Source organism: Pseudomonas sp. SG20052, assembly GCF_031766055.1.
In the GTDB taxonomy this organism is placed as follows: Bacteria; Pseudomonadota; Gammaproteobacteria; order Pseudomonadales; family Pseudomonadaceae; genus Aquipseudomonas; species Aquipseudomonas mandelii.
Window position 1 is genome coordinate 4285746 of the sequence record NZ_CP134498.1, and the last position, 13184, is coordinate 4298929.

12 protein-coding genes are annotated in these 13184 nt (G+C 60.8%); 5 read left to right on the top strand and 7 right to left on the bottom strand.

The features are described 5' to 3' along the window. Nucleotides 1-71 precede the first annotated feature (71 nt). On the top strand, nucleotides 72-836 hold the full coding sequence (gene deoR, locus RHP74_RS19650) for a DNA-binding transcriptional repressor DeoR (protein ID WP_010455758.1): 765 nt from the start codon (nucleotides 72-74) through the stop codon (nucleotides 834-836). Here the strand turns inward: deoR and RHP74_RS19655 are convergent. From RHP74_RS19655 to rbsK, 3 genes are read right to left on the bottom strand one after another with little or no spacing between them, the layout of a single operon-like run. Beyond that, nucleotides 829-1887 carry an aldose 1-epimerase family protein gene (locus RHP74_RS19655; protein ID WP_311096147.1) on the bottom strand — a complete coding sequence of 353 codons (1059 nt, stop codon included), beginning with the start codon at nucleotides 1885-1887 and terminating at the stop codon, nucleotides 829-831. The two genes, deoR and RHP74_RS19655, sit on opposite strands and share 8 nt — an antisense overlap. After that, entirely contained in the window at nucleotides 1884-3215 is a 1332-nt protein-coding gene (fucP, locus tag RHP74_RS19660; protein WP_010455761.1) for an L-fucose:H+ symporter permease, read from the bottom strand. Before fucP ends, RHP74_RS19655 begins: the two co-directional genes overlap by 4 nt. Nucleotides 3216-3259: 44 nt before the next feature. After that, nucleotides 3260-4186 (bottom strand): ribokinase, encoded by a 927-nt coding sequence (rbsK, locus tag RHP74_RS19665; protein WP_311096148.1) that lies wholly within the window; start codon nucleotides 4184-4186, stop codon nucleotides 3260-3262. A gap of 336 nt (nucleotides 4187-4522) precedes the next feature. On the opposite strand from rbsK, the gene RHP74_RS19670 reads away from it, so the two are divergent. After that, nucleotides 4523-5476 carry an alpha/beta hydrolase gene (locus RHP74_RS19670; protein ID WP_154501241.1) on the top strand — a complete coding sequence of 318 codons (954 nt, stop codon included), beginning with the start codon at nucleotides 4523-4525 and terminating at the stop codon, nucleotides 5474-5476. Here RHP74_RS19670 and RHP74_RS19675 read toward each other — a convergent pair. The 3 genes from RHP74_RS19675 to RHP74_RS19685 form a co-directional block, all read right to left on the bottom strand. Further along, nucleotides 5448-7262 carry an ABC transporter ATP-binding protein gene (locus RHP74_RS19675; protein ID WP_311096149.1) on the bottom strand — a complete coding sequence of 605 codons (1815 nt, stop codon included), beginning with the start codon at nucleotides 7260-7262 and terminating at the stop codon, nucleotides 5448-5450. The two genes, RHP74_RS19670 and RHP74_RS19675, sit on opposite strands and share 29 nt — an antisense overlap. Before the next feature lie 188 nt (nucleotides 7263-7450). Next, nucleotides 7451-7810, bottom strand: a complete 360-nt coding sequence (locus tag RHP74_RS19680; protein WP_311096150.1) for a DUF6124 family protein — start codon at nucleotides 7808-7810, stop codon at nucleotides 7451-7453. 401 nt (nucleotides 7811-8211) lie between these two features. Further along, entirely contained in the window at nucleotides 8212-9225 is a 1014-nt protein-coding gene (locus tag RHP74_RS19685) for an AraC family transcriptional regulator (RefSeq protein WP_077748133.1), read from the bottom strand. A 165-nt stretch (nucleotides 9226-9390) separates the two neighbouring features. On the opposite strand from RHP74_RS19685, the gene RHP74_RS19690 reads away from it, so the two are divergent. From RHP74_RS19690 to RHP74_RS19700, 3 genes are all read left to right on the top strand, one after another. Next, nucleotides 9391-10242 carry a 3-hydroxybutyryl-CoA dehydrogenase gene (locus RHP74_RS19690; protein ID WP_010455783.1) on the top strand — a complete coding sequence of 284 codons (852 nt, stop codon included), beginning with the start codon at nucleotides 9391-9393 and terminating at the stop codon, nucleotides 10240-10242. Further along, the gene (locus RHP74_RS19695) at nucleotides 10229-10834 is read left to right on the top strand and encodes a TetR/AcrR family transcriptional regulator (RefSeq protein WP_077748131.1); all 606 of its coding nucleotides are present in this window, start codon (nucleotides 10229-10231) and stop codon (nucleotides 10832-10834) included. Before RHP74_RS19690 ends, RHP74_RS19695 begins: the two co-directional genes overlap by 14 nt. Nucleotides 10835-10977: 143 nt before the next feature. Continuing rightward, nucleotides 10978-11391: a VOC family protein gene (locus RHP74_RS19700; protein WP_311096151.1), complete on the top strand. Its 414-nt coding sequence runs from the start codon at nucleotides 10978-10980 to the stop codon at nucleotides 11389-11391. Nucleotides 11392-11447: 56 nt separating this feature from the next. Here RHP74_RS19700 and RHP74_RS19705 read toward each other — a convergent pair whose 3' ends face one another. Further along, nucleotides 11448-12674, bottom strand: coding sequence for an RtcB family protein (locus RHP74_RS19705; RefSeq protein ID WP_172791322.1), 1227 nt, complete (start codon nucleotides 12672-12674; stop codon nucleotides 11448-11450). Nucleotides 12675-13184 lie beyond the last annotated feature (510 nt).

Consider the following 13184-nt stretch of genomic DNA (forward strand, 5'->3'; position numbering starts at 1 on the left):
CGCGCAAAAACGTTACAAAACTCACAAATAATGTTACTTAAATAACATCAACAATCAACCCCGGAATGCCTGTGGACAGTAAAAAAGCCGAGCGTCTCAAGCTGATTCAACAAGCCCTGCAAGACCAGAGCGCCATTCATCTGCGCGAGATGGCGGCATTGCTGGACGTGTCCGAGATGACCCTGCGCCGCGACCTCAGCAAATACACCGACCACCTGCGCCTGCTCGGTGGCTACATCACCAGAATCCACGATGGCAACGAGCCCGGCGATTACCGCGTGGCCGAACAGGACACCCGCCACGTCGAAGAAAAACGCCGCATCGGCAAACTCGCCGCCGGGTTTATCCAACCGGGCGACACGGTGTTCTTCGACTGCGGCACCACCACGCCTTTCGTGATCGATTTCATTCCCGACGAGCTCGAGTTCACTGCGGTGTGCAACTCCCTGAACGTGCTGACCAAACTGTCGCAAAAACCCAACTGCCACATCGTGGTGTGCGGCGGCACGTTCCATCGCAAGAACCAGGTGTTCGAGAACACCCGCGAAACCGGCATCCTCGACAGCGTGCGCCTGACCTGGGCCTTCGTGTCCGCCGCCGGCATCAGCCAGGACTTCGGCGTGACCTGCTTCAATTTCAATGAAGTGGAGGTCAAGCAGAAGGTCCTGCGCCAGGCGCAACAGCGGCTGCTGCTGGCTGACCACAGCAAGTTCGACACGGTGCGTACCGCGCATTTCGCCAACCTCGGGGATTTCCAGTTCGTGGTCAGCGACAAGAAAATCCCCAAGGCCTACCGCGACGCCATCACCGCCAGCGGCGCGCAGTTGATCATCTGATCAAGGCCTGTTGTTCCGCTGCACTCAGGTAACCGGTGGTGACGCGAAAATCCGTCGTCGCCCCTGCCGCCAGCGAACGCACATGGCCCTTGGTGGACTCGGCACGATAGCCTTCCGGCTCGCAAGTGGACGGCAGCACAAACGCTGCCACTTGCTGATCGGGGTTGTGCAGGATCCAGCGCGCGGCGTGGTCGAATTGGTCTGGACGGTAACGGGTGTAGAACGCCGCACCGTCGGGATGGCTCAGCAGAAAATGCGCATGACCGCTGTCGTCCGCCCGCACGCCGTCGAAGAAAAACACAATCTCGGGGTCGTAGAGCCTCGGCTGATCCAGGCAGGTGAACTGCTCCGGGTCTTTGGCTAGCACCTGCATGTATTCAGTCCAGGCCGGCGTCGGTTTGACGTGGGCCGGCACGCTGCTGCGCAAGCGCACGCGCTCGACCCCCAAGGGCTCGATGAAGCGGGCGCCGTCGACATAGGCGTAATTCATGTGCGCCATGTACATCAGGTCCATCGGCTTGCCTGCCAGATTGGTCACCTGCATGGCGATGTCGAACAGCCCGGAATCAGCGCGCAACGTCACGCTGGGTCTGGCCAGGTATCGGTCACCAAACCCCTGCGCATATTCATACTCGCCACCCAGGCGCAGGTATTGACCGCTGCTGTCTTCACCGACCTCCAGCCAGGCACGATCCATCGCTGCGCAAGGCATCTCGCCGTGCAGCGGATGATCGTCCCCGGGGCTCGGGCAACCGTTGCGCAACAGGCCGCTGTGAAACATGAAACAGCCGTAAGTGCCGATCACCGTAGGGCTCGGTCGGGGCTGGCTGAACAGGTTGCTCATGGTCAGGTCGCAACCGTCGAACACGGCGGACCAGATCATCTGTCCCAGATACGGCAACACCACCAGACGGCCACGACTGTTGGCCAACTCCAGCGCCAGCACGCCACTGGGGTAAACCCAGGAACTGACCGTGAACGCCTCCGACTCCAGCAAAGTTTTGCGCGCCTCACCGAACTGCGACGGCTGCAGGTTGATCCGCGTGTTCATGAAGTCACCACCGCACCCACTGGCCTCCGTTCGCTGTCGGAATGACGCAGGCAACGCACCGCGTACATCACGATCACGATGAAGCACAACAACGGCACGCTGTACGCCAGTTGCATGTTGCCGCCGCTGTAATCGGACAGCAGGCCCTGGAAGATCGGGATCACCCCGCCACCGACAATGCTCATCACCAGCAGCGAACCGCCGACGCCGGTGTCTTCGCCCAGGCCGTCAATGGTCAAGCCGTAGATGGTCGGCCAGCAGGGACCGAGGAACACGCTGACGCCAACGGCGGCGTACACCGCCGTGATGTTCGGCACCAGGATCGTATACGCCAGCAACACAATGCAAAGCACGCCATACACCGCCAACACCTTGGCCGGGTGCAGTTTGCGCATCAGCACGTTGGCGATCAGCTTGCCGACGAAATAGGCGGCGAAGGTGGTCAGCAAAAACCACGACGCGCTGCGTTCGTTCATGCCGCCCAACTGCATCGCCAGGCGAATGGTGAAACTCCACACGCCGACCTGTGCGCCGACGTACAGAAACTGCGCCAGCACGCCAAAGGTGAAGCGCTTGTTGCGCCACAGTCGCGACAGGCTCTGGCCGAGACTGGCGGATTTCTTGCTGGCCACCTGATTGCCCTTGCACTTCGGAAACCGGGTGATGGCGATCAGGATGAACATCAGCACCAGCACCGCGATCATCCATTTGTACGGCAGCAAGGTGGACTGGATCATTTGCAGTTGCTGGACCGCCGCGTCCGAAGCGCTCATTTGCGTGAGCTGCTCGCGGGTGGCGTCGGTGTCCTTGAACATCACGAAGCTGCCGACGTAGACCCCGGCCATCGCGCCGAACGGATGGAAGGTCTGGGAAATATTCAGGCGACGGGTGCCGGTTTCACGCGGGCCCATCAGCGTCGAATAGGTGTTGCACGCGGTTTCCAGAAACGACAGCCCCGCCGCGATCACAAACAGCGCCAGCAGGAACATGCCGTACTTGGCGGTCGACGCCGCCGGGAAGAACAGCAGGCAACCGAACATGTAGAGCATCAGGCCAATGAGGATGGTGGTCTTGTAACTGAAACGGCGGACCACCAGCGCGGCCGGGATCGCCACGAAGAAATAGCCCAGGTAAAACGCCGACTGCACGAACGCGGTCTGGAAATCGCTGAGCAGAAAGGCCTTCTTGAAATGCGCGATGAGCACGTCGTTCATGCTCGCGGCGGCCGCCCACAGCGCGAAGATGCTGCACAGCAAAATGAAGGCGAACCAGGGCGTGCGATTCAGGTAGAAACCATCGGCCGTCTGTTGGAGCGGAGGCTTTGTCATTGTTGTTCTCCGTGGTGAGTGTTGAGGGGTGAATCAGCTTGATTTCAAGCGCCGAGCTGGCGCTGGAATTCAGCGAATGCAGTGGCGTCCGGGTAGGAGGTCTGGGTACCCAGGCCGGTGACCGAGCAGGCGGAATACGCCACGGCCTGGGTCATGGCGGCGCGGATGTCGCGGTCGCGGCTCCAGTGATGAATGAAGCAACCGATGAAGGCATCGCCTGCACCGGTGGTGTCGCGCGCGGCAACCGACAGGCCGGGAATCTGGAACTCGCCTTCCTCGCCGACGTACAGCGCGCCTTGCTGGCCGAGGGTCACGATGACGTGGCGAATGCCGTCGGCGACCAAGGTCTGGGCGGCTTTATGGGCCGACGCCGGGGAGTCCACGACCTGGCCAGTGATCAGCGCCAGCTCGGATTCGTTGGGCACCAGGAAATCCAGGTGCGCCAAATGCTCACGGCTCAGGCCGGGCAAGGCTGGCGCCGGGTTGAGCAAGACTGGAATGTCGTGCGCGCGGCCGAATTCGATGGCGTGGTAAACGGTGTCGACATTGATTTCCAGCTGCAGAACGATCAGCGAGCACTCGCGCAACGCCTGGGCCGCCCCGTCGATATCCGCCGGGACCAGATGCGCGTTGGCGCCTTTGACGATGAGGATGCTGTTGTGCGAGTCGGCCTGGACGAAGATCGGCGCCACACCGCTGGACACGCCGGGTACGCGCTGCACGTAACGGGTGTCGATGCCAAAACGCTGGAAATTGGCCAGGGTGTTGTCGGCAAACATGTCATCGCCGACCTTGGTGAGCATCAGCACATCCGCCCCGAGCTTCGCCGCGGCAACCGCCTGATTGGCGCCCTTGCCGCCGCACCCGAGGGCAAACCCCGGCGCTTCGAGCGTCTCACCCTGGGCCGGCATGCGGTCGATGTAGGTGATCAGATCCACCATATTGCTGCCGATGACTGCGATCTTGCTCATTGCTATCCCACCTTGATCCGGCTTGCCAGACTGATGCTGGACGTTGTTGTTTTGTTATTTAAATAACATTTTGTGTGATTATTCAATCTTTTTGTTGAGCGGGGTTTGAGGCAAAGACGAATGGCTTTGCGAGATGCGTGGGCAGAAGGGACGCCATCGCGAGCAGGCTCGCTTACACATTGGAATGCGTTCCCCTGCAGGAGTGAGCCTGCTCGCGATGGGGCCCTACGCATCACCGACTGATCCGTGCCCTTCATACGACTGTCGAATTTATCCCCACCTCCCCCACGCATCTGTTAAAACCCGAACTTTCCTTTTCACCCTCAGGCCGCCTGCATGTTTTCAAACCTGATGAGCCGCATAAGCCGCCGCTGGCTGCCCTGGCTGTGCATGGCCACGCTGGTCGTCGGCTTGCCCGTCGGGTGCGGCGCACTCAAATACAAAGAGCGTGAGCTGTTGTTCCGCATCGAGCCGGGCACCGCCGGCTGGTATCGCGGTTTGCCAACAGACGTCCAGGAATTCGATATCAAGCCTGCCAGTTTCAAGGACGGGCAAAACCTGCATGCCTGGTGGTGGCCGGCCGCGCGTCGCGATGCGCCGTCGATCCTGTATTTGCATGGCGTGCGCTGGAACCTGACCGGTCAGGCGTTCCGCATCGAGCAATTGCGGGCCATGGGTTATTCGGTGCTGGCCATCGACTACCGCGGCTTTGGCCAGAGCAAGGGGGACCTGCCGTCGGAAGCCAGTGTCTACGAGGACGCCCGCGTCGCCTGGGAGCGCTTCAAGACGATGCAACCGGACGCCAACAAGCGCCTGATCTATGGCCATTCACTGGGCGGCGCGGTGGCCATCGACCTCGCGGCAGACCTGGCGGCGCAGGCGAAAAAACAACGCAACCCGATACCGGTGCGCGGTCTGGTGATCGAGTCCACGTTCACCTCGCTGGGCGATGCCGTGGCGCAAGTGGCCGACAGCAACCTGCCGGTGAAATGGTTGCCGGTGCGCTGGCTGCTGTCGCAGAAATTCGATTCCATCGACAAGATCGTCGACATCGACATGCCGCTCCTGGTGGTGCATGGCCTGGCCGACCCGTTCATGCCCTCGCGGTTCAGCCAGCAGCTGTTCAACGCCGCCAGCGAACCCAAGCGTCTGCTGTTGATCCCCGGCGGCACGCACAACAACAGCATGAGCCGGGGTGGCAGCCAATACCGCCAGGCACTCGAAGGTCTGATGAAAGCAAAACCACCGCAGATCGCCGGGCCTAGCGGTAACCCCGGGCTTGCAGGTTGAACAGCTGCGCATAGCGCCCGCCCGCCGCCACCAGACTGCCGTGATCGCCGCGCTCAAGGATCGCCCCCTGATCCAGCACGATGATGTGATCGGCGTTGCGCACGCTGGAAAACCGGTGCGAGATCAGCAACGTCATGCGGCCTTCGGTGTGCTGGCTGAAATGCTCGAACACCGCCGCTTCCGCTGCCGGGTCGAGTGCCGAGGTCGGCTCGTCCAGAATCAGGATGTCGGCGTTACGGCGCATGTAAGCGCGAGACAAGGCAATCTTCTGCCACTGCCCTCCGGACAACTCCTGGCCACCGGCGAACCAGCGGCCCAGTTGAGTGGCGTAGCCTCGATCCAGCCCCTCGATGAACGGCGCGGCCATGCCTTCGGTGGCCGCTTCCTTCCAGCGTTGCTCATCGTTGAACGCCAGCGTGTCGCCGACGCCGATGTTCTCGCCGACGGAGAACTGATAGCGGATGTAATCCTGAAAAATCACGCCGATGCGCCGACGCAGCGCGTCTTCTTCCCAGGCCTGCAAATCGCTGCCGTCGAGCAGAATGCGCCCGTGATCGGGGCGATACAGACGGGTCAGCAACTTGATCAGCGTGGTCTTGCCCGAACCGTTCTCCCCCACCAGCGCCAGGCTGCGCCCCGGCACCAGGTGCAAGTCGATGCCTTCAAGGGCCGCGCGGCTCGCCCCCGGATAACGAAAACCAACGTTCTCGAATCGCAAACCATCGCCGGGCACGGCGCCCACCGTGAGATGCCCGGCATCGGCCACCACCGGCTCGGCGAGGTATTCGTAGAGGCTCGACAGGTACAGACCATCCTCGTAGAGACCGCTGATGGCGCTCAAACTACTGCTCACCGCCGTCTGCCCCTGCTTGAACAGCACCAGGTACATGGTCATCTGCCCGAGGCTGATCTGGCCGTGGACGGTATCGACCACCACCCACGCATAGGCCAGGTAAAACGCCCCCGTGCCGAGCAACCCCAGCACAAATCCCCAGCCATCGCGGCGCAAGGTCAGCCGCCGGTCTTCGGCATACAGGCGAGCAAACGTCTCGCGATAGCGCTTCAACAGCAGGGGCGCGAAGCCGAACAGCTTGACCTCTTTGATGTAGCCCTCGTGGGAGAGCAGCGTCTCGATGTAGTTCTGCTGCCGACTTTCCGGCGCCCGCCGCGTGAACAGCCGGAACGCATCCCCGGAAAAATGCGCCTCGGCGAAAAACACCGGCAACGCACCCACCACCAGCAACACCAGTGCCCAAGGCGAAAAATGCACCAGCAACACGCCGAAGCTGATCAACACGATCAGGTTCTGGACCAGCCCCAACGACTTCATCACCAACGCCAAAGGCCGGGTCGACGCCTCGCGCCGCACCCGCACCAACTTGTCGTAAAACTCGGAATTCTCGAACTGCACCAGCGACAACGTCTGGGCCTTCTCCAGAATCATCGTGTTGACCTTCTGCCCCAACTGCACCCGCAACAACGACTGCTGAACCGACAACGCCCGCTGCGTCCCGGACAACAACGCCAGCACGCCCGCCTCGAACAACACGTAACGCACCACCGGCCACAACGGCGCACTGCCCTGCTGCGCGTGCAATTGCATGGCGAAAACCACTGCGTCAACGATGCGCTGGCCCAGCCACGCGGCCAGCGCCGGAAGGACACCAGCGATCAGGGTCGCCAGCACGAGGCCGAGAAACAGCCCACGAGAAGTGCCCCAGACCAGCAGCAAGGCGCGTCGGGCCTGGTCGAGTAATGAGGTGAAACGGGAAAGTGCCGCAGGCATGGATTGATGAACTCGGCAAAGGAAGTCGCTGAACACTACAAAGACGTCATGGTACTTCAGCCAGAAATCCCACAGGCGAGAAACACCTGTGGCGAGGGCGCTTGCTCCCGCTGGGTCGCGCAGCGGCCCCAAAAAAGGCACCGCTGCACACCCCAACATCAGTTGCCACTCACCCCGACAAACCGCACCTACTTGGACAGATCAATCCTATCCAATACCCGGTTCGCCGTAATCTCCGCCATCATGATGCTGTTGGAAATACCCAACAGCGCATAACGCGACTCACCCTCCAGATGATCCACCAACTGGTGAACCATCACATCGACCGAGGCCAGCGTCTCGACCAGATACACCGCCAGCGTTTCGGCCGTGGCTTCAGGGTCCACGGAAAAGAGGGTACTGCGTGTTCGCGGGGTGGCTTTGATGTCGGCATTCGACGGGAAGTGGAAGTCGAGCGCGCGCTCGGCGGCTTCGTTGAGCTTCTTTGAATCAGGTTCGTAGGGAGAGACCGGATCGGTGTCCGGTGGGTTGGGTGTTACCTTGAACATTGGCTCTAACCTCATCTAAGAGTGAGGCTGCAACCCGTTCGCGACTAAACGAAATGGAGGCAGCTGTGCACAGGTTAGTCGACCGATGAGCCAAGAAATCGGCGCGCCCGAAGGCGCCCTGCGCACAGCCACCATCAGGAGCAGGATGAGATACCCGACTGATAGAGACATCGTGCGACTTGACTACAACGGGCGACTAAACCCGACCACTGATGAGCAGTGGCAGGGAAACGATAGAGTCCGGGGTCAAACCGCACAAGCCGGCGGATTCTGGCGCAGCCGTAGGCAACGGCGCAAGGTTTTGTAGCTTTCAGGACGTAACCTTGACGGGTTTTAAACAAGCCCCGTTTCATGGTTAAACAACCGAGTCAGGTGGCTCACAAAATGCCCGCTCAAAACGCTCACTGGGAATCCTGAAACCGCGCCCGATACCGCCCCGGACTCTCCCCCGTCCACTTCTTGAACGCCCGATGAAACGCGCTCGGTTCCTGAAACCCCAGCTGCTCAGCAATGTCACTGATACTCGCCCGGCTCTCACGCAGCTGCTCAAACGCCACCCCGCGCCGCACTTCATCCTTGATCTCCTGATACGAACAGCCTTCCCGCTCCAGTTTGCGGCGGAAGGTGCTGGGGCTCAGGTGTTGTTCGAGGGCGAACGCCTGTAAGGTCGGCCATTGGCTGTAATGGCTGTTGCGCAAGCGCTGATGGACTTGTGATGCCAGGCCATGCTGGTTGCGGAAGCGGATCACCAGCCATTGCGGTGCCGTGCGCAGGAACACTTTCAGTGAGGCCAGGTCCTGGACCACCGGCAGGCGCAGGTAGTGGCTGGCGAATTCGATTTCGGTGCGTTCGGCACCGAAGGTCAGGTTGGGGCCCCAGAGCAATCGGTCGTCGCTGAGGGACACGCGCTCGTGGCGAAAGTCCGCGCGGTCGATCGGGATGCGCCGCCCGCCCAGCCAGCACAGCAGGCTGATCATCAACACCAGGAACGTCTCTTCACCGAAACGGCTGGCGTCTTCGTTTTGCGCGTGGCTGTCCAGGCTGATGATGGCGCGTTTGCCGCGCACGGTCAGGGTGCCGCGAAAGTCGCGCAGGAACAGGGCGAAGTTGGCCAGGCACTGGCGCATGGCTTTGTGCAGGTCGGGTTCCTGGATCAAGGCGCGGCAGATCAGCGCGAAGCTGCCGGGGGGCATGCCGTGGGAGTCGAGTCGGAAGAACTCATCGTTCAATTCGCGGATCTGAATCAGCCATAGCGCAGCAAACGCGCTCGCCGGCACGCGGGCGGTCGGCTGCTCGATCAATGCCGGGTCGATGCCCGCCTCTTCCAGCGCAGCTCGCGAACGCTGCGGATTGTCCCTCTGCCCATGGATCATCGCCTGCACGAAGTAGGCCGCCACCGAGTCCTTTTCCCGCATTTGAACGCTTCTCTCCCCATCGCCCGAATGGCAAAAAACACCAGCACCGTTGAACAGTTGCGGCATAGGACAACCGCCCTGCCGGTTCTAGACTCACGGCCAATAGTACGCCTTCGGCCGTTACGTCGGCCAAGGTATCGCAGGGTTTGATCGGAAGGACGGAACATGAATCTGCAAAACATCGGCGTGATCGGCGCGGGCACCATGGGCAACGGCATTGCGCAAGTCTGCGCAGTGGCCGGCTTCAACGTGACCTTGATCGACATCTCCGAGAGCGCGCTGCAAAAAGCCCTGGCCACCGTTGGCAAAAACCTCGACCGGCAGATTGCCAAGGAAACCCTGACCGAAGCGCAAAAGCTCGACGCTCTCGCCAGGATCCGCACCAGCACCGATTACAGCAGCCTGCACAACGTGCAGCTGGTGATCGAAGCCGCCACCGAAAACCTCGACCTGAAACTGCGCGTGCTGCAACAGATCGCCGCGCAGGTCAGCGCCGAGTGCGTGATTGCCTCCAACACCTCGTCGCTGTCGATTACTCAACTGGCCGCCAGCGTCAGCCAGCCTGAGCGTTTCATCGGCCTGCACTTCTTCAACCCGGTGCCGGTGATGGGCCTGATCGAAGTGATTCGCGGCCTGCAAACCAGCGACGCGACCCACGCCCTGGCGTTGGATATGGCCACCACCCTCGGCAAAACCGCGATCACCGCCGGTAACCGTCCGGGCTTCGTGGTCAACCGGATTCTGGTGCCGATGATCAACGAAGCAATTCTGGTGTTCCAGGAAGGCCTGGCCAGCGCGGACGACATCGACGCCGGCATGCGCCTGGGCTGCAATCAGCCGATTGGCCCGCTGGCGTTGGCCGACCTGATCGGTCTGGACACCGTGCTGGCCATTCTCGAAGCGTTCTACGACGGTTTCAACGACAGCAAATACCGCCCCGCTCCGCTGCTCAAGGAAATGGTCGCCGCGGGCTACCTGGGACGCAAGACAGGACGTGGCTTCCATGCCTATGCCTGAGCGTTGCTCGCGCTTCGCCGAGTACCGGGACATCGTGCTGGAGTTGTTCGCCAGCAAGGGGTTCGGGCAGGTCGGCATGCGTGAGCTGGCAACGTGCCTGGGGCTGTCCCCGGGCTCGTTGTATCACCATTACCCGAGCAAGCAGCACTTGCTGCTCGACCTGATCGAGGAGTTCTACGAAGAACTGCTGTCGACCCTGGGGCGCATCGACCAAAAAGGCTCGGCGAAACGCGACAAACTGCCTAACCTGATCCGCGCGCATTTGAATCTGCACCGGGAAATGCCGTGGCATTTTCGCCTGGCGGAGCGCGACAGCGGCTGCCTGAACGCCGAGCAGCAAGCGCGTGTTCGACAGTTGCGCGAGCAATACGAGCGCACGCTATTGAAGATGCTCGGCGCCCCGTCCCGCCTCGGCGAACAGGGTTTGATCGCCGCCGGACACGCCATCGCCAACTTGCTCAACAGCGCCCCCGGCTGGCTGGCACATCACCCGCTGGAGGAAGCGCAGCGCGATGAGTTGCTGGAAAGCCTGGTGATCGGCGCCGTCGAGCGTCTGCTGCGCCCATCACCCGCCACGCGTGCGGCGGCCTGAGTGTTCAAGCAATAAGCCTCGCTTCTTCCATAGAAAAAACGTCTAAACAAACCCGGCACGATTCCACGTCTAACGCTTTGCTACTTGGAGTCCATTCAAAGGCCAATGTGGGTCTCCAGACCCACGGTTACCGGGAGCAAAACATGAAAATCAATCCCTACCTCATCTTCAACGGCGACTGCAAAGCCGCCTTCACCTTCTATGAGCAAGCCCTGCCAGGCCAGATCGAAATGATGATGACCTTCGGCGAAAGCCCGGCGCGCGAACACTTCCCCGCCGACTTGCACAACCTGATCATTCATACCCGTCTGGCCGTGGGCGATCAGGCGATCATGGGTTCGGACACCACACCGGATCGCCCCACGGATGACATGAGCGGTTGCTCGGTCTCGCTGAACGTCGACAGCATTGCCGAAGCCGAGCGTGTATTCGGTGCGTTATCGGAAGACGGAAATGTGCAAATGCCCCTGGAAGAGACTTTCTGGGCCGCACGCTTCGGAATGCTGGTGGACCGGTTTGGTGTGTCGTGGATGGTGAATTGCGAAAAGGATCAGTGACGAGTTCCAGACATCCAACAGCCCGACCAGAAAAGGTTGGGCTGGCGCAGTAGCGCCTATCCCTTCACACACACCACCTGCCGCAAAGTGTGCAGCACTTCCACCAGTTCGCGCTGGGCGTGCATGACGTGGTCGATGTTTTTGTAGGCCATGGGGATTTCATCGATCACCGATGCATCTTTGCGGCACTCGACGTGAGCGGTGGCGCGGACCTGATCTTCGACGGTGAACAGGCTTTTCGCTTTGGTGCGGCTCATGACGCGGCCAGCGCCGTGGCTGCAGGAACAGAACGATTGCTCGTTGCCGAGCCCGCGAACGATGAAACTTTTCGCGCCCATCGATCCCGGAATGATCCCCAACTCGCCCTTCTGCGCCGACACCGCGCCCTTGCGGGTGACCAGAATATCCTGGCCAAAATGCCGTTCTTTCTGCACATAGTTGTGGTGGCAGTTGACCGCTTCCAGGGCGACTTCAAACGGTTTGCTGATCACTTTACGTGTGGCCTGAATCACCGCGTGCATCATCAAGGCCCGGTTCTGTCTGGCGAAGTCCTGAGCCCAACCGACGGCTTCGACGTAATCATCAAAATGCCGGCTGCCTTCTTCGAAGTAGGCCAGATCACGGTCCGGCAGGTTGGCGAGGTGCTGGCGCATGTCGGCCTGAGCCAGTTGAATGAACAGGTTGCCGATGGCGTTGCCAACCCCGCGTGAACCGCTGTGCAGCATGAACCAGACGCGGTTGGTTTCATCCAGGCACACCTCGATGAAGTGGTTACCGCTGCCCAGCGTGCCCAGGTGCCCGCGATTGTTGGTGTTGGCGAGTTTCGGGTATTTGTCGGTGATCGCCTTGAACCGCGGGTTCAGTGCGGCCCAGGCCTGATCGGCCTGTTTCGGAACGCTATCCCAAGCCCCTTTGTCCCGCACGCCACGCCCGACTGTGCGGCCATGGGGCACGGCTTTTTCGATTGCGCAGCGCAATCCATGCAGGTTATCCGGCAAGTCAGCGGCGGTCAGCGATGTGCGCGCGGCGATCATGCCGCAGCCAATGTCCACGCCGACAGCGGCGGGAATGATCGCGCCCACCGTCGGAATCACACTGCCAATGGTCGAGCCTTTGCCCAGGTGCACGTCAGGCATCACCGCCAGGTGTTTGAAGATAAACGGCATCTTCGCGGTGTTGATCAATTGCTGCCTGGCTTCGTTTTCGACCGGAACGCCTTCGGTCCAGAGCTTGATCGGTTTACCGTTGGCGACTTCCAGCAGTTGGTAGTTAGGTGCTTGCATGTTTTCGAACAAGTGGCGCCTCGGCCCCTTGAGTTCCTTGGTTATTTCCTGGTTTCCAGGATCTTGTCAGCGAGCGCTTAGGCCCGCTTGATCGACAGGTTGTGCGTGGGCACCGTCTGATGAAAGAAGCGCCTCTATCTTACGCCCGAATATTCCCCTGAAAACCTCAACGTGATCACAGAACCAGTGGGAGCATGGCTGCCCGCGAAGAACGATGACACGCAATACCTGAAAAACCGCGGTGCGTGCTTCGCGGGCAAGCCTCGCTCCCACTGGATTTTCGTCGCTCGTGGACTTAACGGCATCCGCCGAGGCCGCAGATATTGAATGTCGAACGCGCTCTTCAGAGCTTGGCGATGGAGACCTCGGTGGATTTGACGAAGGCAATCACCTCGCTGCCCACGCATTTAAACCGTCGCGCTGAAGCCGACAACCCAGCAGCACGACAACCATTCGTCGCCTATGAAAACCTGGCGCACAACAGGCGGCCCTCTCTGGCTTAGGGATTGC

Bases quoted from the DNA above. Each gene is read 5' to 3' on its own strand.
- RHP74_RS19655 (WP_311096147.1), bottom strand. From the start codon at position 1,887: ATGAACACGCGGATCAACCTGCAGCCGTCGCAGTTCGGTGAGGCGCGC.
- fucP (WP_010455761.1), bottom strand. From the start codon at position 3,215: ATGACAAAGCCTCCGCTCCAACAGACGGCCGATGGTTTCTACCTGAAT.
- rbsK (WP_311096148.1), bottom strand. From the start codon at position 4,186: ATGAGCAAGATCGCAGTCATCGGCAGCAATATGGTGGATCTGATCACC.
- RHP74_RS19670 (WP_154501241.1), top strand. From the start codon at position 4,523: ATGTTTTCAAACCTGATGAGCCGCATAAGCCGCCGCTGGCTGCCCTGG.
- RHP74_RS19675 (WP_311096149.1), bottom strand. From the start codon at position 7,262: ATGCCTGCGGCACTTTCCCGTTTCACCTCATTACTCGACCAGGCCCGA.
- RHP74_RS19680 (WP_311096150.1), bottom strand. From the start codon at position 7,810: ATGTTCAAGGTAACACCCAACCCACCGGACACCGATCCGGTCTCTCCC.
- RHP74_RS19685 (WP_077748133.1), bottom strand. From the start codon at position 9,225: ATGCGGGAAAAGGACTCGGTGGCGGCCTACTTCGTGCAGGCGATGATC.
- RHP74_RS19690 (WP_010455783.1), top strand. From the start codon at position 9,391: ATGAATCTGCAAAACATCGGCGTGATCGGCGCGGGCACCATGGGCAAC.
- RHP74_RS19695 (WP_077748131.1), top strand. From the start codon at position 10,229: ATGCCTATGCCTGAGCGTTGCTCGCGCTTCGCCGAGTACCGGGACATC.
- RHP74_RS19700 (WP_311096151.1), top strand. From the start codon at position 10,978: ATGAAAATCAATCCCTACCTCATCTTCAACGGCGACTGCAAAGCCGCC.
- RHP74_RS19705 (WP_172791322.1), bottom strand. From the start codon at position 12,674: ATGCAAGCACCTAACTACCAACTGCTGGAAGTCGCCAACGGTAAACCG.